At 54.8% G+C, this 22,208-nt stretch carries 17 protein-coding genes and 1 other RNA gene; 7 read left to right on the top strand and 11 right to left on the bottom strand.

What is annotated here, in order from left to right:
- Positions 1-102: 102 nt before the first annotated feature.
- The 8 genes from ACGY09_RS02555 to ACGY09_RS02520 form a co-directional block, all read right to left on the bottom strand.
- A complete protein-coding gene (locus ACGY09_RS02555) occupies positions 103-378 on the bottom strand; it encodes a DUF997 family protein (protein ID WP_397570360.1) in 276 nt (91 codons plus the stop codon).
- 690 nt (positions 379-1,068) lie between these two features.
- Positions 1,069-2,745 carry a sodium-dependent transporter gene (locus ACGY09_RS02550; protein ID WP_397570359.1) on the bottom strand — a complete coding sequence of 559 codons (1,677 nt, stop codon included), beginning with the start codon at positions 2,743-2,745 and terminating at the stop codon, positions 1,069-1,071.
- An 8-nt stretch (positions 2,746-2,753) separates the two neighbouring features.
- Positions 2,754-3,470 carry a DedA family protein gene (locus ACGY09_RS02545; protein ID WP_397571841.1) on the bottom strand — a complete coding sequence of 239 codons (717 nt, stop codon included), beginning with the start codon at positions 3,468-3,470 and terminating at the stop codon, positions 2,754-2,756.
- Between the two features lie 356 nt (positions 3,471-3,826).
- On the bottom strand, positions 3,827-5,560 hold the full coding sequence (locus ACGY09_RS02540; protein WP_397570358.1) for an Nramp family divalent metal transporter: 1,734 nt from the start codon (positions 5,558-5,560) through the stop codon (positions 3,827-3,829).
- Positions 5,561-5,741: 181 nt separating this feature from the next.
- Complete coding sequence (locus ACGY09_RS02535) at positions 5,742-6,197, bottom strand: DUF1801 domain-containing protein (RefSeq protein WP_397570357.1); 456 nt, start codon at positions 6,195-6,197, stop codon at positions 5,742-5,744.
- A gap of 233 nt (positions 6,198-6,430) precedes the next feature.
- Entirely contained in the window at positions 6,431-7,735 is a 1,305-nt protein-coding gene (locus tag ACGY09_RS02530; protein WP_397570356.1) for a Trx7/PDZ domain-containing (seleno)protein, read from the bottom strand.
- A gap of 155 nt (positions 7,736-7,890) precedes the next feature.
- Entirely contained in the window at positions 7,891-10,218 is a 2,328-nt protein-coding gene (locus ACGY09_RS02525; protein ID WP_397570355.1) for a GH92 family glycosyl hydrolase, read from the bottom strand.
- A gap of 126 nt (positions 10,219-10,344) precedes the next feature.
- Positions 10,345-10,494, bottom strand: a complete 150-nt coding sequence (locus tag ACGY09_RS02520) for a hypothetical protein (protein WP_397570354.1) — start codon at positions 10,492-10,494, stop codon at positions 10,345-10,347.
- A 136-nt stretch (positions 10,495-10,630) separates the two neighbouring features.
- Here ACGY09_RS02520 and ssrA point away from each other — a divergent pair.
- Positions 10,631-10,981: a transfer-messenger RNA gene (gene ssrA / locus ACGY09_RS02515) on the top strand.
- A 71-nt stretch (positions 10,982-11,052) separates the two neighbouring features.
- On the opposite strand, the gene ACGY09_RS02510 is transcribed toward ssrA, so the two are convergent.
- A complete protein-coding gene (locus ACGY09_RS02510; RefSeq protein ID WP_397570353.1) occupies positions 11,053-11,760 on the bottom strand; it encodes a TlpA family protein disulfide reductase in 708 nt (235 codons plus the stop codon).
- 2,416 nt (positions 11,761-14,176) lie between these two features.
- Here ACGY09_RS02510 and ACGY09_RS02505 point away from each other — a divergent pair.
- A complete protein-coding gene (locus tag ACGY09_RS02505; protein ID WP_397570352.1) occupies positions 14,177-14,788 on the top strand; it encodes a hypothetical protein in 612 nt (203 codons plus the stop codon).
- Between the two features lie 1,001 nt (positions 14,789-15,789).
- Positions 15,790-16,296, top strand: coding sequence for a hypothetical protein (locus tag ACGY09_RS02500; protein WP_397570351.1), 507 nt, complete (start codon positions 15,790-15,792; stop codon positions 16,294-16,296).
- A 390-nt stretch (positions 16,297-16,686) separates the two neighbouring features.
- Here the strand turns inward: ACGY09_RS02500 and ACGY09_RS02495 are convergent, their stop codons facing one another.
- Positions 16,687-17,046, bottom strand: a complete 360-nt coding sequence (locus ACGY09_RS02495; RefSeq protein WP_397570350.1) for a hypothetical protein — start codon at positions 17,044-17,046, stop codon at positions 16,687-16,689.
- Positions 17,047-17,313: 267 nt separating this feature from the next.
- Between ACGY09_RS02495 and ACGY09_RS02490 the strand changes: the two genes are divergently transcribed.
- The 4 genes from ACGY09_RS02490 (at position 17,314) to ACGY09_RS02475 (ending at position 20,075) form a co-directional block, all read left to right on the top strand.
- Positions 17,314-17,613, top strand: coding sequence for a hypothetical protein (locus ACGY09_RS02490; RefSeq protein ID WP_397570349.1), 300 nt, complete (start codon positions 17,314-17,316; stop codon positions 17,611-17,613).
- A 211-nt stretch (positions 17,614-17,824) separates the two neighbouring features.
- Positions 17,825-18,133: a type II toxin-antitoxin system Phd/YefM family antitoxin gene (locus ACGY09_RS02485; protein WP_397570348.1), complete on the top strand. Its 309-nt coding sequence runs from the start codon at positions 17,825-17,827 to the stop codon at positions 18,131-18,133.
- A gap of 60 nt (positions 18,134-18,193) precedes the next feature.
- Positions 18,194-18,382 carry a hypothetical protein gene (locus ACGY09_RS02480; RefSeq protein ID WP_397570347.1) on the top strand — a complete coding sequence of 63 codons (189 nt, stop codon included), beginning with the start codon at positions 18,194-18,196 and terminating at the stop codon, positions 18,380-18,382.
- A gap of 592 nt (positions 18,383-18,974) precedes the next feature.
- Positions 18,975-20,075, top strand: coding sequence for a hypothetical protein (locus ACGY09_RS02475; protein ID WP_397570346.1), 1,101 nt, complete (start codon positions 18,975-18,977; stop codon positions 20,073-20,075).
- On the opposite strand, the gene ACGY09_RS02470 is transcribed toward ACGY09_RS02475, so the two are convergent.
- Positions 19,991-21,613, bottom strand: coding sequence for a hypothetical protein (locus ACGY09_RS02470; RefSeq protein WP_397569182.1), 1,623 nt, complete (start codon positions 21,611-21,613; stop codon positions 19,991-19,993). The two genes, ACGY09_RS02475 and ACGY09_RS02470, sit on opposite strands and share 85 nt — an antisense overlap.
- Positions 21,614-22,208 lie beyond the last annotated feature (595 nt).

Below are 22,208 nucleotides of genomic sequence, written 5' to 3'. Positions count from 1 at the left end.
GAAAGATGCAATACAAAACGAGAGCAGAGAGCCGAATTCGCAGAGCAGGACCTTCACCTGAAACGAGTCCGGTGAGGGATGCCCGAATGCGTTGCCGATGTGCTACCCGTTGCCGCTTTCGGGCAACGCGTCGTCAGTCATGAAGAGGAAGGCAAACAACGTCGAAATGATCGTGCAGACGCCCCATGGCAGCACAATGCCCCAGAACACCCAGTCCGGGAATCCCATGACGTATGTCAGAGTCTCGGGATCGCGGCTATACCCGTAAGTAAAACAGTATCCCAGTGAGAAGATGGTCGCGGCCAGCCAGATGGCAAAGGCCGCAATGGCTTCACGTCGGGCTGCTTTCAACAGTGGTAGTTCTTGGTGTTCAGACACGTGCAGATTGTTCCTTTAAAATCGCCGCCGGACCATCGACCACGGCGAGCGAACTAAGATTGTCATCGGGATATCGATCGAGCTTAGCATTTCAATTCGCCTCTTGCCGCGAGCCTTTGTACCCCTTCAGCGAGATTCGAAAGCGACTCATGCAAGGTTAGTGCCAATCCGTTTGATTACCTCGCGGGATGCTGATCCCATTCGAAGCAGACCGTACTACAGATCCGTTCGTGTCGGAGGTCCTCCCCCGGAAGGGCGAGGCTTACCGATCGCCCACGTGAACCACCGTCTCTCGTGTTTCCCCTCCACTCATTCCATGCTGTAGTTCAAAACTCGAACTGTCGATGTCCTTGTCTACCGCTTCAATCTCAAACGCCGGATGACCGACGTCACTCCGTTGTCGATTCGGAGTTCAGTCAAGGGCGATACACGCCGGGCAGCCAGCCGTGTATGTATCGAGCATCGCGTTTCACCAAGGCCGTTGCCGGCCGTCGTACTCTGAATCGCCTTGTGAGCGACTTTATGGCGAACCCTGACCATCGGGCGTCACCGTCTCAATTTGAGTCCTGTTTCAGTCATTCGATTCGGACGTTTCAAGACATTTTGAGCACATCAGTTTGCAGAAACAGTACAGCGTACATGCCAGAATCAGCGACCAGGCACTCAGCATAAAAATCCAGGCCATCATCGTCATGTTGTGATTGTCCTCTCTTCCGCCGACCGTCGCTTCCAGGCGATCCAGACGAGAGCTCCGAATCCCGCAAAGGATGCCAGCATCATCAGACGATCGGCCGTCCGCGCAATTTTCAGATTCTTGTTGAACGTGAGTTCCTCAGGAGTCGCGTCTGGTTTCAGTTCGACGTCCCGATGGAGGAGTTTGCCCACCATACTGTCGCTGGCCCATTCGAATTTCTCTGGAGAAGACGTTCCGAGCGACTGCACGTATTTGTCCCAGCCACAGCTCGGTTTAAACGTCGAAGCCAGCAGGATGACGATCAGCAGGGTGGGAGTGACATATTTCATCACCCAGAAGAAGAAGCGGGGGACTTTCAGATCCGCCCCTCGCATCATTTCCGCCCAGCCTTTTTCGACTCCGAACACCCACGAAAACAAGACGGCTTCGCCGACTGCCATCAGGACAAGGCAATACGTCCCACCCCAGAAATCGAACTCATCAAAAAAACTCTGCGAGTTGAAAATGGCAACCGGGATGGCCATAGGCAGCAGCATGCCTCCGAACGCCAGAGCACTTTTGGCACGACTGAGTCGGAACTCCTGCTGAAGGAATGCCATGATGGGTTGTCCCATGGCCAGCGAACTTGTGATTGCTGCGAAGAACAACAGACCGAACCACAAAAATCCCGCCGCAGGGGCCAGGGCGCCCCAATGGTTGAACAGTGTCGGAAACACGTTGAAGCCAAGTCCAAACCCGGATCCGCTGGCGACTTTTTGTTGAACTTCCGCGAGTCCCAGGTAGGCCACCGCAATCGGAATCAGAATGGATCCCCCCAGAATCACTTCACAGAATTCATTCGTCCAAGCGCCCGTCGCACCGTTCAACGTGACGTCGTCGTCTTTTCGGAGGTATGACGAGTAGCAATGCATCGTCCCCATGCCGATCGAAAGCGTGAAGAAAATCTGCCCTGCCGCGGCTAACCAGACGCTGGGGTTGGTCAACGAATCAAATTTGGGTTCCCACACATAGTTCAATCCGACCAGTGCGCTTTCGACTGCGTGCGGGTCGGATTCTGGGGTGATCATGAGTCCCCGAATTGCCAGCAGGGTCGCGAAGAGAATGAGAACGGGCATACCGATCTTCGATACGATCTCGATCCCTCTCGCGAGTCCGCGTGACAAGATCGCGATGTTGATGATGATACAGGCCGCGAAGAAGATCATCCCGACAGGGCTGATTGCCAGGATTGAATTGGGGGTATGCCCGGTCAGCCAGTCGAAATATTTTTCAGGGCTCGTCTCTTTGAACCCGTTCATCAGTGAATAGCCGGCGTAGGCCATGCACCAGGATTCAATGTAGAGATAAAAAGCGGCGATGATCAGGTTCGACCACAGCCCGAAGATTCCGAAGTACTTCCAGAATCGCCGCTTCCCCATGGAGTCGAAGATCCCGGGCGTCGAATGGTGACCAAACTGGCCACCATATCGACCCATCGTCCACTCGATCCACATCAGTGGTAGACCCAGCACCAGAAACGCAACCATGTAAGGGATCAGGAATGCGCCACCGCCATTCTTGACGGCCTGGGCGGGAAATCTGAGAAAGTTTCCCAGTCCAACGGCGTTTCCCGCCATGGCGAGAACCAATCCTATTCGAGATGCCCACTGCTCACGTTTCGGTTCACCGCTCATCAACGTCCTCAGTCCTGTACGACGGCTTCTTCTTTAACAACTTTTTGACTTGAACGGTGACGCCACCATTCCCAGACCGGCGGAGCCACTGAGAGAAGCACGATCGCCACCATGACCAATTCGAAGTTGTCTTTGACAAAGGGAATATTTCCGAACCAGTACCCAAGCAGTGTAAAGATCAGCACCCAGACGATACCGCCGACGACGTTGTAGATGAAAAACTGGCGGTAGTTCATCGCCCCCAGTCCCGCAACGAACGGTGCAAATGTCCGGATCAGAGGAACAAAGCGAGCGATAATGATGGTCTTGCCACCATATTTTTCGAAGTACGAGCGTGTCATCTCGAGGTGCTTCGGCTTCAATCCGGGAACGGTCCCGCTGAACGCGCGAGGACCCATCCAGTGGCCCATCCAGTAGTTGACCGTGTCACCAACAATTGCGGCAACGATCAACAGGGGAATCAACCATTCCAGCTTCAGACTTCCCGCCGCCGCAAAGGCACCTGCTGCGAAGAGCAGCGAATCCCCCGGGAGGAAGGGCAACACGACCAGACCGGTTTCACAGAAAATCACCGCAAATAAAATCAGGTGAGTCCAGACACCATACTCTTTGACCAGCTCCATCAGCTTGTCATCGAGGTGCAGCAGAAAATCAATCCACCACTTCAATCCCGCTGGTGCCGCATCGGCAGCCGCAAGCAATGTGGAAGGGATCGCGTCAGTCATCTCAAGCACGGGCAGCATCAGCAATACTTCAATCCAGTTGGCCATCGCGTTCGTATCATCCTTAAAAAACGCGTTCTCGCTTCTTCCACAGGGTCGCACGATCGTGCGTGAACTCGCTCGCCTTAAACTTCTCCAGAGGCTTCCGGGGAAATTGGATAAGTGACTTTCGTACGGTTCACCTACCTGGTGGGACCAAGGCAAGGTCGCTCAGGCTGTGATCGATCTTCCCCCAAAATACCGAATACCGCGCCTCGCAAAGTTCAAGCACCGGGCCGAACCAGTCGTCCCGATCCGGTGTCATCCCTCGGCGAGTCCCGGTGACATGGAAGACGCACGGCGCGCTCGTCTTCCGTATCTCACGAATGAAACCACGTAATGTAGCCCTTATCCTGAAAAATTCCCAACATGGAAATGACGGCCATGAACGTGAAGAACAATCCGCCAAAGGCGAGAATCGCCACGCGAGACCGAGGCGGCTGAAGTTCTCTGGGGAGAAGGGACCGGTTAATGAAAATCACGTGGATGCAACTGAACCCCAGTGCGTAGTTGTAGACAATCGTTGACCATACCGTCAGTTGTGACGGGTCCACGAACAGTAACATGCTCAGGCCGACACCCACATAGACCAAGAGAACGCCGAAATAGACCTTGCTGATGTGCTTGGTTTCGACATTCCGAAGACTGGGCAGTCCTGTCCAGAAAACATCGATCCAGCGCCGCAGAACACCGTCAGCGGTCGTCGCCATACTCGTCCCGAGCACCAGAACTCCACAGAACAGAGTCGTGAACCAGACAATGTAGTTGGGCCAGGGACGCTGAGAGGCTTTCACCCCCAGCAACATGTTCTTCTCGTCCTCTGTTTCAACCTCTCCCGTGACCACACGGCCCGTCACCGTTTCGGCGACACCGTTCGCTGTCATTGCCGCAGCCAGATACTTTTCACTGTCTTTGAGCGGCTTATCTGACGGGAGGAACTGAACGGAAAGCATGCTCGGCAGTGCCAGACCGATGAAGCAGGCGGGCATCCAGATCCAGAACTGCTCGCGAGAAACGTGGCGAACCCACTGCTTCCAACGGGCGAGAGATTCCGTAGTGAGCGGGAAGACCATCCCCGTGTGAGACAGCTCAATCGGCTGACCACCGATGATACTGGGGACTCCGCCGACGTGTTTCCCCATCCCCCAGCCTTGTTCCCGAGTGAACGTGCTGATCGGGGTATTGGTCAACCCTCCGTTACCCGAGATGGCGATCATGGCCGTCAGGAAGCCGATCCAGGTCAGGTCGATCCTGGGAAGTCCACGTCCTTCTGCCAGCGACACAAACACATTGTCGATATTGTTCCCGCGGATCGAATCGGCAGCGTCGATCTTTCCGTCCTTATTCTTATCAATCAGTCCAACGACGGGAACATTTCCAACCTTGAAGAAACCGGTGAAGATTTCATTCCAGGTATCCCAGCGTGAGTAGAACAGGGCGAGAAAGACCAGGAACGAACCGACAAAAATCAGCTTGAAAGTCATGATCCGTTTGATCGAGTCGTAAACCTTTCCACCGCAGGTCAGCGGCAGCATCACGATCAGAAAGACGAAACAACCCAGGAATTTCAGCAGGCCAGCGTTCGCTTTCTGGTCGGGAAGTTCACCTAACAGGATCGCCGCCAGGGGAATGGCCGTATTGGCAGCCAGGTAAGGCAGGAACGAACCGCAGTCGAGCACCAGGTAAATCGGTAACCAGAACTTGGGACCCGGCAGCGTGCGAAACTTACCCGTAAAAATGGGTTCACCGGTGTAGAGGGTGTACCGGCTGATTTCGACGTTGTAGATCACCTGCACGAGAATACTGATCGCGGCGAGCCATAGCAGCCCCCCGCCGTAGCGAGACGTCACCACGGGACCTGTCAGCCATTCACCTCCACCGATGGCCGCCGATGCCATGACCAGTCCGGGGCCGAGCAACATGGGCCAGTTACGCCAGGAAAACGCAGGAGCCTGAGGCAGTTCTCCTCCGTCCCAGCGTGGCATCTGCTTAGAACCGGGGTAAGGAGGAAAGCTTTTCGACGTGGTGCTGGATTCTTCTAAAGGTGCTTGCATGAACGCTTTCAACCATCCGAGGGGCGCTAGGGTGGCAACGCGGAGAATCCGCACGAACTCAAAATGGTAATCGCTGTTGTGTTCAGATGCGAGCAAGCTGCCGATCAACAGAAATCTTTTCGGCCATTCCGTTTACTAATTTTTCGGGGTGTGTCGATTTTCGGCCCCGAACAAGCCCAATCTAGTTCCTCGTCGTCGAATCGGGCTGATTTACCTTGACGGAGGTATCGGATACCACTTTTGCAACGGCCGATTCAATCAATTCACGCAGCACACCCAGGTCAATGTCGGCCAGTCGTTTGACGTAAAGACAGCCCTTTCCCTGTTTGAACTTGCCGAGCGACTGCAGGAGAGGGCCGAATTCCGTTTCGAGATCACAAGAGAGATACAGGCTGAATGCAGTCTTTCGCGGCGAAAATCCAACGACAAATGTGTCTCCTTCATGCCCCGTGGGATACCGGTAGTGATACTCCCCAAATCCGATCATGCTGGGCCCCCACATCCGTGGAGACTCACCCGTGATCTGCTGCATCAACTCCAGCAGACGATAAGAGTCTTCACGCTTCTGAACATCGGGAACGGCCGCAATGAATGCCGTGACGTCCTCCTCTGTCGGTCTGGTTTTCTGTTCGGACATCCCTCTTTCCTTTGCAGAAAAAATTCCCCGGGGCGATCCAAGTCCAGCCCGGGCGTTCAAGCCGCTTTCACTGCTCGCAACTTGAAAGAGTCTATTCTCGTCAGTGGACTGCCGGGGCGACCGCAGGCTGTCCGGCATTTCGGGGGGCGCCTCGCCCCCACACCGCTGCGGGCTTCTGCCCAGCGAGACATCTCACGTCCCCGATCGTGCAAGCCGTTGCGTGCGAACCAGGTCTACTCCACGAGGTGGATCGTAACGTTCTGCCGCTGACCATTGCGCAGCACTGTCAGCGAAAGATCATCCCCGACGCGGTAGTTCAGTTTGACGTGCATATTGAACTGCCGCGTATCCCCGTGAAACGGCTTTCCGTCCAATGCGATGATGACATCCTTTTCACGGAGGCCGTCATCAAGTGCCCGCTTTCCTCCCAGGCTGTCGAGATTGATCCAGCGAACCTCCATCGCGGTCTCGTCCTCCGGCAGGCCCAGTTTCCGTTTGGCATCCGCACCGAGAATCGGCACCCATGCCTGGAAGCGGGGTGGCGCATTCCACATCGAACCGCGCCAGGAAAAATCGTACTTCTTCCAGCCGTCCTTCAGTTTCACGTCGTGCATCCCGGTCTGGCTCGTTTCGATCCTCACCGTCGCGTCACCCAGAGGGAGATGATGCAGGACCCACTGCATGTCGGCGATGGAGGTGATGGGCTGACCCTCCATTCGGACGATTTCTTCTCCAGCCTTCAGGCCCGCGGCCGCGGCGGCGGAGTTCTCGATGACTTCTGAAATCCGGATGCCACTCTTGCGGTCAATCTTCAGGCCAATGTTGTCTGGAAGAGGGTACTTCAATAACAGGTCTGGGCTGTACGTCCCGGAATCGAGGGCATGCTGGTGCTCGGCATCGTGAATGTTGTGACAGTGAATGCAGTTCTGTCTGGTTGTTTCTTGAGCGTACTTGGCAGGATTTCGCAGGCCCGGTAGCTCCAGAGCACTCTTCACCTTCCTCGCTGGACCGCGCTTCCCTTTGAGCTCTTCCTGGTTGCGGGGGTATTCCGCATGCAGCTCCAGCACCCGCTGCATCGTGTTCGTCAGTCCTTCGATCGAGTTGTACGCGTCTGATCCTTCGCTGCTTTGTGTGCCGTAGCGTGCATAGACGACGCCGTCTGCGTTGAGGAACATTCCGGCCCAGTTCAAATCGTGGTCGAACTGGAAGAGTGAGAGATCGACTCCTTTCATCTCGACCTGACGAACAGAAACAAATTTCTCTTTGGCCAGTTCGCGCACCCCTGCGTTACCACTCGCAACGTCTGCGTCAAAGGCCGCGCAGTCCTTGCAGGGGACGCACCGGAACGTGACGAACAACGGCTTGTTCAGACGGCGGGCTTCGTCCATCCCTTGCTGGATGTCGTTGTAGACCCAGACATCCGTCAGCGAGGCATTGGTATCCTTGAGACGAGCCTTCAACCCATCATCTGCGTCGCCAGTGGCCATCATCGAGCCGACCACCGCTGTCGCAATCAGGCCCTGCCATAATGTTCTCATTCGTCGATCCTCATTGTTTCCGGGCAACCGGGTGACATTCTACATAGAAAAAACGAGTCACCCGTCTCTGACGTACTGGTGTCGTTAGGGTTTTGCCAGGGATTGGTCGAATCCGCCTTCGCATCCCTTAGTTCGATCGCATTTGGGATTCATATCTACGGCGTCGACCTGAGGAACTGCAAGGTCCCGCCACGTTCGATCTCATGGTGCCGAATCCAGTGACGGTCCAGCGGCTGATCGTTGATCCTGACTGTCTGTACGGAGGGACTCTCTGCCCCTTCATTTTTCCCTTGTAATTTAAGCCGATGGGGGCCGACTTTGAGTTCCGCCTGATCCCACAGCAGCGTTCCAAGTTCATACCGATCGGTCCCCGCCACCGGAAACAGTCCGAGCGAGCTGAGTACATACCAGGCTGAGAGCGTCCCCCCGTCGTCGTTCCCATCGAGTCCGTTTGCCCCCGTCCCGTACTTGTTCGCCAGGATCCATCGGACCCATTTCTGAGTGAGATCCGGTCTTCCTGCGGAATTGAAGAGGTACGGCGCCAACAGGTCGGGCTGATTCCCATGCCAGTAATAGGCGTTCGGTGTGATCCCCACTCCAGTGGGCGATCGAGAAAAGAACTGGTCGAGTTGTTCCACGAACGCTTCCGGATCGGGAAAGAGGCTGACCAGTTCGGTCGCCTGAGGAGGAATTCCCCAGCGCCACTGCCACGCACTCCCTTCCACATAGGCATGTGTCATCGTTCCTGAGAAATCAACATAAGTCAGCATCTCGGGATCAAATGTCTGAAAGCTACCGTGGGAATCCCGAGGCTGGAAGAAACGGGTGTCCGGATTCCAGAGCTTCAGGTAGTTCCGCGAGCGTTCCCGAAATGTCCGTGCGTCGTCAGCGTATCCGAGCGAATCGGCCAGTCGCGCGATTGCGTCATCCGCGTAGCTGAATTCGATCGTGCTCGCCACCGACTTTTTCATGAGATCGCCCGGACAGTACCCGTATTTCAAGTAGTGTTCGATCCCGACACGTCCCGAAAACAGCGATCCGGGGGGCACGGGCGCGTGCGCGGTTTTCACCATCGCGGCATAAGCCTGCTGGATATCGAAGTCCCTGATTCCTTTCAGATACGCTTCGGTAATCATGATGTCTGCCGGGGTCCCCAGCATGGAATTCGTGTATCCACTGCCCGACGGCCAGCGGGGTAGCCACCCCCCATGTTCTGCCATTTTCAGCAGAGACTTGATCATGTCGGCCTGCTCATCGCGGGCAATCAGGTTGTAAAGGGGGTGAACGGTCCGAAATGTGTCCCACAGCGACAGGTCCGTGTAGTAAACAAAGCCGTCGGCCTGATGGACCTGCCCATCGAAGCCGCGATAACGTCCATTCACGTCACTGAACGTGGTCGGCATCTGGAACGCCCGGTAGAGTGCTGTCGTAAAAATCGTACGTTCGGACTCCGAACCGCCCGAGACTTCGATTCGCCCCAGTTTCTCTTCCCATTCCGTAACTGCCCGTTGCAGAGCCTCGTCGAAGCTGACGTTACCCGCTTCCTGTTCCAGGTTCTGACGAGCCCCCTCCAGGCTGACGTACGAAATGCCGACTTTCAGCTCGACTTGTCGACGGGTCGGATCGACGTCGATCTCCAGATCAACTCCAATGTCATCTCCTTCGATCTCTGTGCCGCCGGCCTGGTTCTCGGCGTCACCGGACCAGGTCGCAAAGGTTCGAATGGGCCGATTCACTCGAGCAACAAAGTAAACGCGAAGTCCCCCGTAGCGCTTGGAGAAGGTTCCATGCGTTTCTGCGGAACCTTCAATTGCCCCCGTCTCGGGCAGAATGCGAACCGACCCCTCTCTACAGGCTCCTTTCCCCAGAGCACTCGTGACGTGAATCAACAGGTGAGGGGACTGAGCCCGAGCGAACGTGTACCTGTGAATTCCGACGCGGCGCGTCGACGTCAGTTCGGCCAGGATTCCCAGCCTGTGCAATTCGACACCGTAGTAACCCGGAAAGGCCACTTCGTTCTCGTGCAGGAACGGAGTATTCAGCCCCCGTCGAATCCCCTTCGTCTGCTGGGAATCACAGGGCAAAACCAGAAAATTTCCGCCGTCGGTCGCCCCCGTTCCAGCCAGTCGAGTATGGCTGAATCCGAGTATCCGCGAGTCCGAATAAAAGTACCCGGACGTATTCGCTGCCCGGGTACCGAATGTCGAGACCGTATCAGGACTGAGTCGTACCATCCCGAATGGAAGTGTCGCCCCAGGGAAATTGTTCCCGCACAGGTAGAACAGGCCTCCTGTCCCAATGAAGGGATCCACGGATCGCCCCAACCGTCCCGCCTCAATCGCCGGTGCCGGTTTCAACAAGGGTGCAGGTGCAGCTTCATCCCCGGCCCCAGAGACAAACCGGGGGCAAGCGAGGAAACAGGCCACGACGGCGACGTAAGTGATCACCGAGGATGGCTGGCAGGAATCACAAGCTCGATTCACGGTAAGTCACACCCCGAAAGCCGGAACGAACTGCTCAACGCAGTGAAACTCTCACCACCCCAGAAAGCTCCGTCAACACACGCCCGTCCACAAAAACCAGCAAACCGCACCGAAAAACAGCCGCTTTTAATAGAGCAGTTCTTTCCCAAAGTAGCCCTGGCGCTCCGCGACAGGAAACCCGAACCAGTATCGCGCCAGGTTTCCACCCCATCCCAGCTCAATCATCAGCCCCCCAACAAGAACAAGTCGAAATTCCCGTTCCAGATGTTTCACCATCTTGACGGAAACTCACAGCCGGATAGGATTTGGCAGTCCATCATCCATTGGTTGTTTCTGTGAGACGAAATCAGGTCGTTCGAACCCCAAGTTCAAGACTTGATCAATCTCACCAATTCGGCCGAAGGAGGACCTCGGGGGCGATCGGATTCGACTGGATTTGCGAGGTCTGGGTGGCGTGCCGTGGTTGATCAGTTGGCCACGTAAAAAGCTGATCAAAAAACAACTGCTAACAAGCCGTTGACCCTGGCTGCCTAGTGTGGCCTTGACTGAGGAATCCCCGCCTGTGGAGTCCAAAAGTCAAATGTAAAAACGGGCTGGCCCCTGGTCAATGTGACCTACGCCAGGGGCAAGATTCGTGGGACACTGATCGCCAGAAGCCTTCGTTCGTTGTGGCTTCAGCGATGACTTAAACAGCGGACTACGCACGTAGATATCCTTTCTAAGGGATCTCAGGACGGGGGTTCAATTCCCCCCGCCTCCACTCCAGCAGGGGACGTCTCATTGAAAAGTGAGGCGTCCCCTTTGCATTTCCTCTCTCAACAATCAGGGCTTCGGCTATCGAATGGAGCGCAGTTGCCTGGCAACCTCAGACTTCAATGCCGCCAATTCTTCTTCGTCGAAACCCGCTGACGAAAAACAGATCTTACCGTCCGCCCCAATGAGATACGTTCGAGGAATCAGTTCACTTGCGTAAAGCGAGTAGGCAATGCGTTCTGGATCGGGTGCCATTTGAAACGTGTAACCCTGTTTCAATCGGAACTCGCTGACGATTTCAGTGGCTTCTTCACGACCGATGACAATCAGGGCGAACTGACTGTTGTTGTGGTGCTTGTCCCAGATCTCTTGCACGTGCGGTAATTCCAACAGGCAGGGACCGCACCAGGTCGCAAAGAAATTCACGAGGATGACTTTCCCTCGGAGATCGTCCAGAACAAAGTCTCGTCCATCCGTATCCGTGAGCGAAAACGAAGGCGCTTGATCGCCGACTTGTACAATCGAACTGGCATAGTGTCGCTCCTTGATGATTCGTTTGGTCGCACGGCCCAATCTCGGCAGATATACGTGATACAAGAGAGATTGCTGAACGGCCACACAGATTGGAAATGCAGCAAGGCAAATTCCAAATCTGAAAAGGCGCTGCTTTCGATATGGCCCCCGCCAGCCAACAATTCCGGCGATAAGATACGCAGCCGCCAGTCCCAATGCGACGAGCGAGCCGAAAAGCAATGTTGTCGTCAAACCGTTGTAGACTTCGCGGCTCATTTTGTGATCCGAATGCTTATAAATTGAGCCGGAATCCAATGCGACAGGTTTCTTCACGATGACTTTGGCGCAGCATATCACCGTTTACAACCCCCTACGAAAATCCCGTTGCTGCAGATCATCGTGTGCAGATCATCGTGTGAGGAGCAGTCAGCCCTGTTTTGCAGGATTTGATTTTCCTCTGGCCACCCGGGCCAGCTGGCCAGAAAGACTTAAATAGTGATGATGAAAGCACATGGGACTGGCCACCGACTGGCCAAAGTTTGGCCAGCTGGCCAGCCCGTGACCTCTCGCCGCATCCAGATCATCAAAACGCGTCCGATATTCGGGACCGTCAAAGCCCGTGGCAGCGGCAACCTGCCGCTGTAACGCATCCGCACAAAATCCATCGCAGCGATCCCCTGATCCCTTTCCAACCCCGAACCCAGGCGATCGCCCGCTCCGCTCTCTCAACCTCACCCGAGCAACGCGAGTCACCGCCGCAGCGACATCTCCCTTACACCGGTGATATTTCGATACCGGAAGAGCCAGTCAATTCATGCTGGCGCCTTTACGCAGTGCATTCCTCCCTGCCGCCAGATCAATCGACGAAGCTCAAGTCCGCGAATGCTCAATCCCACCAATGCAGCCAACGATGAAACTGATCACCCCGGCCACCTCATCCACATTCCCGTGAACCGCTCTGCAAGAAGACCCGATGGAACGCCCGTCACTTGATTCCGAAGGCTGAGATCTGAATCGACTCGCTCCTGAAGCTTCTCTCGCTCTCGGAAAACGTCCCGCGAGAAGAGTGTCATCCGCGGAGACCAGCGCTGCGAGCCCAAACATCCAAACCCTTGGAATCTTTCCCGCCAGCGACTGTGGACAAGAGAGTCACGGGGACAATGCATGTTTGCCGTAAGTGACAGACATTTTTCAACGCTCGTAGGGCTTTCCGTTTCGATTATCGGTCATACCGAGCGCAATGAATTCCGGTCAAGTGACACCAATGTTGGTTGTCACACTACGGGGACCGGGGGGCTTGCGTCTCGATACGATTTGTTGTCCCCAGGTAAGTTCTTACACCCGTCCTCGAAAAACTCACTATTGGTTTCAAAGGTTGGTACAATTGGCCAGAGCTATTGGGGTTTCTCACGTTTTCCGCAACATGCGACAGGTCAAGTAGGGCGAGTCTGTGGCCATGCTGAAAATGCCATCGCGGGAAGAAGGTGCTGGTTGTCTCTTTGGTCTATTGGGGGCGCTAGTTGGCCCCTCAGTCATTCTCCAACTTAACCCGCCTCCCCCTGGAATGAGTTGTGGTAACATGGTCATTCCGGTCGTGTTTTTCGGATGGATACTCGGCTCAGTTATTGGGATGGTCACGGGAATGATCCTATGCCGATTTTTCCCGCGGTCGAATGGTGAAAAATAGGACGACATCTGTAGGGTGACGTCTTATCCAAGCTGGAAAAGGGCCACGGAGGCACTGCACGTTTGCCATAGGGGGCAGACATTCTTGAACGGCCGTAGGTCATTCTGTTTCGATTTTCGGCCACACTGAACGGAATGGATTCCTGTCGCTTGAAACCGAGGTGTCACACTGCGGACTCGGGTGGGGATTCTTGGTTGCCAATCTGACGTGCTTTGTCCCCAGGTATGATTGCTCGTTCCCGATCGACGACTTTCGTCGCACGCGCCTCTACAGCAACCCCCGCGTGGATCGAAATCCACACCTCACCTGCGAGATGAGAGAGCCTGACGAGGATTTGCTCCCGGTTTGTGTCAACGAGAAATGCGGTCTTCCGCAAATCGACCGACTCGTCGTCTCTGGAGCAACAGCCATGAGGAGAGCACCGTTAATGGAATGACGATTGTACCGTATGTCATCCTGATCCCGATGCCTGTCGCAATGCGATCTGGACCGTAGCAGCCTTCCGTCTCTAACAGTCGCATATCCGGACCATAGTTGATTTCCGAGATGCTTCGACGTGGAATCGCCAGAGCGAATTGCGATACAGCAGGCAGGTCGTTCGACGCGGACTGCCACAAGCACGGCCTGCTACCGAGCATCCCCGATGCGCGTCGACTACGTCCGCTCCACTGCAAACACTCGAGTGATCCTGACGCCGAATGGATGGTGTAGATCTGGCAGGAAGCAATTTCAATTTCATCGATGATCGTACAACTTCGTATTTACCCCCCCCAGGAAGACGAGTGACACCGCCAGCATCGAAATGCCGAACACTCGTCGCCAACGCGTCGAGGCGCTAGTCATGGTTCGGGCAATTCGGGAGTTCGTTGAAAGTGCGAAGTGTATCCCGCAACAGAAGATGCTGCGTCACCGTTGGCTTCCCGCAGGCTCGTGTGAGGTTTCTTCCGTCTCAACACGATATGCTATGTCCCCAGGTATGCATTTATCGAAGGAGAGAATCAACCAATGGCGAAAAAGACAGCGGCACCCCTGACGTTCGAGCGTTTCTTGCGCTCCATCAAAGTTGACAAATCGCATGACCACGCAGAAGTGCTCCTGCTGACCTGCATCGATTTTCGGTTCTTCACGCTCATCGCGAAGGAGATGGATTGTAAAGGGCTCACCGGAAAGTACGACCACTTTATCCTCGCCGGGGCAGCCCTTGGTGCAGCGCTTGATTTCAGCGATGCCCACCTGCCTGAGCCGAAGCCGCCCGAGTGTTCCTGCAAGCCACTCTTGCCCCGGCTGCACTGGCAGCAGGTCTTTATCGAGCACGTGCAGATCGCGCTGAAGCTGCACAGCACCATCAATCGCATCATCATCATCGAGCACCGCGAATGCGGGGCCTACAAAGCCTTTCTGAAACCGGAAGGCTATCCGAAGCCAACCCCCAAGAAAGATCCGGAGCGGGATGCTCACAAGGCACAGGCCGATAAGCTGGAGCAGATCATCAAGGCTCACTTTCCGTCACTGAAGGTTGACAAGTGGCTTGCGCAATTAAAACCTGACGAAGTCGGCCCGCTAATGAAGCACACGCCGGACGCACGCGATTCGTTGCTGATTGAATCGCTGAGTTAGCAGTCGCAGGTTGGCCCGACCGCCTGTTCAGGGCGGTTGGGTCGCGGAGCGACATGATGTGATACCATAAGTGTTCCCCTTTTGGGATCACCGCACGCAGTTTTCCTCCGTCGACCATGGTCGAAAGACGCATTTACGACTCTGAGAAGCAGATCCACTTCGTGACGTTCTCGTGCGACAAGAGACGCAAGCAGCTACAGCATGATCAAGCGAAGAAGATCGTCACTGGCAACTTGGTCAGTCGACTGGCGCAGCATCAGGGGCTTTGCCTGGGATTTTCATCAAGCCGGGTCACGTCGATGCTCTCATCTGGTTCACTGAAACGTGGCAATAGAGCCCGTCCCTAAACAAGTGGAAGGAGCTGACTTCGAAATCATTGAAAACTGTGTCGCTCCAGCGTTTCCAGAGCGACTGGTCCCAGATTGACTCCACCAAACCCATCTGGCAGGCACGCGACTACAGATTCAATATTGGGACGCGGGTCAAGGAGGACGAAAAGCTGGACTCCCTGCACATGAATCCCGTGCGGGCCGGGTTGGTGGAACGAGCCAGGGACTGGCCGTGAAGTTCGGCTCGCTGGTGCCCTGAGCAGAAATCTGTTGGTTTACGGATTCGGTGGCCGCCACGCTTGGAAGCGGATGATGAATTCACCGCGGATCAATCTGTCATCGCCAGCCGACGATATTGCATCTTATGCCTCCGGCACCTGCCCGCCCTCGCCAGGCGGTCGGGCCACCCAGAGATTACCCTTCTAATCAGCTTCCGGTAAAACTGTGAATCTCGTTGAGGCGGGGGAATCAGAGATGGCTTGATGGTATGCAATGGGTGAGCCCGATGGCTGGTTGCCAAGGTTCACCAATGAACCATTTAATGATGATCTTTTTAAATTGAAGTGATTCGACGCTTCGTTCAGTTCTATTCGGTTCTGCATGACACGAATCGCCTCAACGGGCCACACTGCGGGCTTGGATTCAATCTGGCACATCAGAGGGAGCGGGAGAGTGCGTGAGTTACTTCGGGGATGGCGACGTAGGACGGCTTTCCTGACGCTGATGCTGGCCTGCTCGGTTACGTTCATCTGGTTCCGAAGTTTTTTTGTGCTGCAAGTCTTGAATATCCCCATTGCTGCGGATGAGTATTTTCAAGTCTGCTCCACGTCCCGTAATGTCAGCTTTAGTCGCATGTCCATCACTCGAACTGGTGAAGATGCAACGCGCCAAGTGAAGCTGTGGTATTCCGGCGACATTGAGCAACAGCATGGACTAAATCGAAATCTGGTGCATCTCCAAGTTGGCAAAATCTCATGCTACTCTTGGCAGGCTCCTTCCAAGGTGTTGGAGAGTGTGGCTTTTGATATGTCAGTTGGAACAACCGGAGCGATGTATCAGGCGGAGGGAACGTGTCGGGCCATCCCTCACTGGTTAATCGTCCTGCCATTGGCTTTGATTTCCGCCTCCCTCCTGCTCAGCAAGTCCGGCTCACAAAAGGAAAAGGGCTCATCAGATTGACGAGTCCCTGTGTGCTGAACAGTCTTGGCTTTTTCCCTGATGGGTTGACGTTCAACGGCGCAGGAGTTTCAGAGGCAATGTGCCACGGGGGACACTGTTTGTTTGCTGTCAGTAGGCGCTGAAACGAGACAAGTGCACGGCGCATGAAACGGTACCAGTTGCGACAAAGGGGCTGTTGTTTTCCGATCGTGAACTTTTCTGAGCAGAAATTCACGAATTGGCAACGATGGCTTATCAACTGAGTATGGACAGGTCTTTATCGACCAAGACTCTGCATGAGAGCGGGTTGTCTGAGCGAGCGATTGCGGAGTCGCCTGGCGTATCGCGAAACGCTGTTCGGCGTCATTTGGCGTTGAAACGGCCAAACGAGGCCACAAGTGTCTAACCGGATCAATGCAGGATGAGGTCGAACGGCGTCACTGGCCACGTCGGAAAAGCAATCACGATTCCAAATATGGTGATCAAGCAGATCAGCAATGCGACGAACAGCACGTAATCTTTTCGCGTGAAAGAAATCTCCCACCAGCAAAGGATGAGGAACCCCAGCCATCCCGCGAGAATCATTAGCATCCACCCGAATACGAGATATTTCTCCTGACCTAGCATGGTCAGCATGTCGTATGGAGGCCTGTAGGGAACTCGCACATATTCAAACAACAGCCACTCGACGACGGCAAATAGAATCGTGGCAGCGACGACGCATTTGCGAGCCCACGTAAACGTCTGTTCTTCAGAGTCCCGATCGGTCATTTTTGATTGTTCCCGGGGCAACCTTCTCTGGTGAAAACTCTCGTGAGTCAATGAGCGCAATTTTAGGGACAGAGCCAATTCTGTCCGGCACGCAGTTTGCGCATGGTCACTCTACTGACAGTGAGATGACAGAGATGCAAGGTTGTTTGTCGTTTGGTCCGTTTATCTGCCGTACCCTAGCGCCTCGAGGCAGGTAGATCAAGTTCCCGGTCGGAGTGACGAACCTGCGCCTCCCCCCCTGCACGGGCCGCAGCAGGGAATCGGCAATTGATCTTCGACCAATATTGCACGCAGGTGATGATCTGGTTCTTCTCACCCTTCGTTGATTCACTGCGTGGCCTGCAGCAGGTATCGCAACTAAAGAAAATCCAGCAGAGACTCATGATTCGTCAAGCATACTTGGGGGGCTTGTCAGAGTCGCTGAAGATTTGCGACCCCGTACCACTCGGGTGGATTGCTCGGGAGTCGACTGACCAGTTGTCCGACGCGCCGGATCAGGAACGTTTCCGAATGCTGGGCAAGACCCTTGTCGCTGCGGATGGCTCGGTGGGTAATACTGTTGGGTGAGTCCGCCCGGACCCTCTTCACTTCGGTGTCGTCTCTTCGTCTGGGCGAGTTGATTGCGTGACTTGAGAAAGTATGCCGGGCATCGACGCGCGACGGGGAGGGGAGGGGGCACCTCCGGGTTACCCGGTGCTTGAGGAGAACTGCACTTGCGCAAGGCTGAGAAACTCTGTAGCATGGAATTCGCATCGAATTCAGTGCGAAAGGACCGACTGTGCTCAATCTCCAAACCGGCATCGACTCGCTGACAAACTTTAAACGGCAGACATCCAGTTACCTGCAGCAACTGCGCGCCTCGGGCACACCGATTGTTCTAACGGTCAACGGCAAGGCCGAAGTCGTGGTGCAAGACGCTGCCGCCTATCAACGATTGGTGGAACAGGCCGCGAAAGCGGAACGCGAGGAGACGGTTGCAGCCATTCGAGAGGGGTTGGCGGATGCGGAAGCAGGCCGGGTTAAGCCAGCGCGCAAGGCGCTCAAAGCGCTGGCTCGGAAATACGGCATTCCGACTCAAGGCGAATAAGGAGATGTACCGGGTCGTCGTCACCGAAAAGGCGGAAGCAGATGTCGAATACGTCCTCAAGTGGTTTCACGATCAAATGGCGACGGAGGCCGGCGGACGATCTGGCAGGCACGCGACTACGGATTCAACATTGGGTTGCGGGCCAAGGTGGAAGAAATACTGGACTACATGTACATGATTCCCGTTCCGGCAAGGTTGGTGGAACGAGGCAGGGACTGGCCGTGGAGTTCTGCTCGCTGGTACGTTTGACAGAATTCTGTTTGCTTACGGATTCGGTGGTCGCTTGGTTTGGGACCCGACCGCCCTCAACAGGCGGTCGGGCCACTCAGCGGCAAACATTCTTACCCGCTTGTAGATCTTGGTTGGTGCAATTGTGGGTCACACGCAACGCAATGGATTCGTGTTGAGTGACACCAAGGTTGGTTGTCAGACTGCGGGCGCGGGTGAGGTTTCTTGCGTGTCAATGTGATCTGCTGCATCCCCAAGTATGTTCATACAACATATACTGTTCGGCACGCGGGAGTGAAATGAGTGTGCTGGAAGTGCGAAGGCATAACCAACGTTCAACTACCGCGATGTTGCAACCGGCGGACAACCTTAGTCAAACTTCTGTATGATGAGCTTACGAATGATTCCGTGCGCTTACTGTGAGTTGAACTGCGAACCAACGCGGGAGCACATCATTCCCGCCTGGTACATTGAGTCCGTCGGACGTCACACTCTCGAAACATTCAATGCTCGAAACCCCGTGAAGCAAACTCGCGGCGAACCTCGAATCAAGGATGTTTGCGAACATTGTAACAACGTGGTTCTCGGGGCGCTCGACCAATACGGAAGGGAGATGTACGACGCATTCTGTTGTAATCCAGTATTTTTAGGTGATTGCTTGGAGTTCGTTGCGGAACTTCCTGTTCTTCAACGATGGCTGTTGAAGCTCTGTTACAACAGCGGTCGATCTCACAATTCTGATGTGACGATTCTGAAGGAATATAGACAATTCATCCTAGGGAAAGCTCCTTGTCCTGGTGATGTCCGCCTCTACGTGCATGTGATCTCTCCGACTGACCTCAGAACGCAACCACCATCTGCGGCACGAAGTGCCGCAAGCGATGGCGTGTGGTCAGCAAAATGGTTTCGTTTCACACAAATGCGTCGCCGTAGCTCTCCACTTATGACGGATATAGTGCAGAGGCAGGTGTACATCGATGGATTGTGTTTTTCGCTCTTCGTTCCAGCTCCTGGTGACGTTCAACACACTGATCAAATGAGAATACTGTTGGCCCAGTTCGAAGAAAGCTTGCCAACGGCCCAACTTGTGCAAAATTCACGACCGATGTGTCTGGCGACGTCGGCAGATCTGCATGTAGCTGCAGTGATGTACCCGCACTTGGATCACTATCCGACACGTTACGGACTTCGTTCCGAATCGGAGAAAGCGGGTTTCGGTAACATTCTGGAACGAATGGCCAAGGGTGATGTAAAAAGACTGCTATTGTATGTTACTTCGGAAGAGATTCAAACGCAGGACACGTCATTCTGTCGAGCTAGTCTGGCCGATATAATTTCAAGTCGTGAATCAGCAATGAGCGCGATTGGCAACGTGGCGTTGTTCACTGACGACTACGACGACGACCCGAGAGAACTCTGGGAGATTCCTGAGGCTCGTCAGTTTTTTAAGAAGCTTTTCGATGAATGTCCGTTTATTTTCATGCTTGCATTGCCCGACGCTGACAGTCCACTGCGGATAATAATGCTGTGTTACTGTCGACACTCGACAGAAGGCAACACGATTGCGATCGATTCTTCCGACCTTAGTGACTGGGTGCAACCCCGTTTTGCGTTCGGTGAAACTCTTGATTACAGGGTGTTTTGTGGACTCGCGGTTTGGGGTTCAACTTTGCAGGACATCAGTTGGGGTGTCCATTGCCAGGTGGCGAGGTGATGTTTCTTGGTCCAAGCTCGCATTCGTTTGACCTGTTCATCCCAACGGCGACTGATCACCAAGGCGCGCAGTTGCAACATTTCTTCCGCGTGATGTTCTCGCCAGAAGACGCCGTTTCCTTTCAGCCGCAGGTTGATGACTCGGCGGATACTGCTTTCAATGGCACCGCTTCCCAGGGGGAGACCGCAGCGACGAAATTCGGCATAGTTCAATCGTCCCGCATCCCCGTGTCGCTGGAGGTAGTTCAATTCGGTTTGAAGTTCCGCGTTGGTGGGTTCGTCTTCAGCAAACACTCGTAGTTCCTGGACGACGTATTCCCATTCTCCGTTACGTAGTCGCGTGCGAAGATCCCGATACAGGGGCATCCGCTGTTCCGTGGTCACGCCGAGCGTGGCTAACGCTCGTGAGATATGATGCACGGCATGGCAGGTATCCAGAACCTGATGAATCACGACCTCCTTCGGAATCCGCGCTTGAGCCACGATTTGATCGACGCGGTCCCAGATCCAGACCGCTCCATCACTGACAAAGGTCAGGCTCAGTGCCTTGGCTGCTCCCAGGCGATGCAAGTGCATGGCAACCAGTTCCGCCATAGCGTCAGGTCCCGCAAACGTCCCATCCATTGTCATGCGTGACTTCTTCTCCAGGCGCCCCTGCTCATCATGAATGAAGATCGTCATCAACTTGGGTTCGCGCCATTCGCCATCGAACGTCCGTTTTGCGAGGCGCTTAGAGCGTCCCGGCGCATCACTGATAATCAAACCGTCTTCGTTGAGTTGTTCTGCATGAGGCGTTGCCGCTCGCAGTTTTCCACGGAGTTTCGTCCGGCCGCCGTCGATCTGGATCGACACACGCTTCCCCGACAGTTCGTTTGTCGATGCCAAAGTTCCAGCACGCCAGGAGGCCAATTCTGCCGTTCGTAGCTTCAGCAGTTTCTCACCGCACTGCTGAGAAATCCGCCGCACCGTTTTGAGATTGAGCGACAGTCCCTGACGCTCCAGTTCCTCACAAGCCAGTTCAAACGAGGGACACAGAGCCGACTGCCGAGAGACCGTACTCTCCAGCCCGGGAGAGACTTTCTTTCCCAGCCCGAATTGCACCTGTTCAATCTGTAGGCCCGAGACTGATTCTTCCTTCTGCAGACCATTCCCGCGACGACGACTCGCTTCACAGTAAAGCGACGTGATCCACATGACCACGCCCCCCAGAAGCCGAACCGACATCTTTCGATCACGCCCCTTGGATAGCGGAATCGAATAGTCTTGTCGCGTCTGCTCGGCGGCAGCGGCAAATTCCGGTGTCTGCATCACGACTGATGCCAAGCCCGCCACGACCATCCCCGCACCCCGCGCGAACTCCCGCTGGACTTCCAACTCAAGGGCTTCCAGACTCAGCGGGTCTCCTTTCAGACGACGTTCCCACTCCCCCAGCTTCGGAAACACCTCGCCACTGAATCGGAAGAGCATCTCCGAAACGGATTTAATAAACTCACCATCCCGACCGTCCAAGGAAATCCCTCCCATTCGACCGCCCTCCATTGCGATCTCGGTGCCGAATCCATCCAATCCTCGATTGGACAACAGCAGGGAAGAATAACACAGACTCAGAGATCACTCAGCAAATAATCACTTCTCCGTACTCGACCGCAAAACGGGATTGCACCCTAGTGACTTCATGAAAAAGGGCTTCAAAGCGATGAATGAAGTGATGCTGCGTCTCGCAATCAGTATTGAAGTTAATCGAGAGGTTACTGACAAGATTCTGGAGACATTGCAATTCAAACGCTGACGTACGCGGTCGAGAGTGCATCGATACAACTGAGATCAGACGCCGGTATCAACGGCGGAATCGTCTCTAGGGTCTAAAGTGGACGGACTTACTCGGACCTATCGGAATCGGGCATGTGGGACTGTATGTCTACGGTCCCTCATCATGATCCGTGCCCATATCTGGCTTCTGGGCGAGGGAATTTTGCTTCTGGAGCCGGATGAGGTTTCCACGCAATGTAAAGGCACCGCCAAGTCTGGCTGGAATTAAGGCGTAGTGATTCGCGAAACTGTTCTAGGTTCGCATCGATATGCGACCGACTTGGGATGTGTCGATTGAGGCGACAACGGGCAGATCTGTCCGCCA

Origin of the sequence: Schlesneria sphaerica, assembly GCF_044336245.1 — a bacterium.
GTDB lineage: Bacteria > Planctomycetota > Planctomycetia > Planctomycetales > Planctomycetaceae > Schlesneria > Schlesneria sphaerica.
This window is presented reverse-complemented; position numbering and strand designations above follow the sequence as displayed.

Excerpts from the sequence above, each read along its gene's own strand:
- ACGY09_RS02550 (WP_397570359.1), bottom strand. The coding sequence starts at position 2,745 with ATGAGCGGTGAACCGAAACGTGAGCAGTGGGCATCTCGAATAGGATTG.
- ACGY09_RS02545 (WP_397571841.1), bottom strand. The coding sequence starts at position 3,470 with ATGACTGACGCGATCCCTTCCACATTGCTTGCGGCTGCCGATGCGGCA.
- ACGY09_RS02540 (WP_397570358.1), bottom strand. The coding sequence starts at position 5,560 with ATGCAAGCACCTTTAGAAGAATCCAGCACCACGTCGAAAAGCTTTCCT.
- ACGY09_RS02535 (WP_397570357.1), bottom strand. The coding sequence starts at position 6,197 with ATGTCCGAACAGAAAACCAGACCGACAGAGGAGGACGTCACGGCATTC.
- ACGY09_RS02530 (WP_397570356.1), bottom strand. The coding sequence starts at position 7,735 with ATGAGAACATTATGGCAGGGCCTGATTGCGACAGCGGTGGTCGGCTCG.
- ACGY09_RS02520 (WP_397570354.1), bottom strand. The coding sequence starts at position 10,494 with ATGGTGAAACATCTGGAACGGGAATTTCGACTTGTTCTTGTTGGGGGG.
- ACGY09_RS02510 (WP_397570353.1), bottom strand. The coding sequence starts at position 11,760 with ATGAGCCGCGAAGTCTACAACGGTTTGACGACAACATTGCTTTTCGGC.
- ACGY09_RS02505 (WP_397570352.1), top strand. The coding sequence starts at position 14,177 with ATGGCGAAAAAGACAGCGGCACCCCTGACGTTCGAGCGTTTCTTGCGC.
- ACGY09_RS02495 (WP_397570350.1), bottom strand. The coding sequence starts at position 17,046 with ATGACCGATCGGGACTCTGAAGAACAGACGTTTACGTGGGCTCGCAAA.
- ACGY09_RS02475 (WP_397570346.1), top strand. The coding sequence starts at position 18,975 with ATGTACGACGCATTCTGTTGTAATCCAGTATTTTTAGGTGATTGCTTG.
- ACGY09_RS02470 (WP_397569182.1), bottom strand. The coding sequence starts at position 21,613 with ATGGAGGGCGGTCGAATGGGAGGGATTTCCTTGGACGGTCGGGATGGT.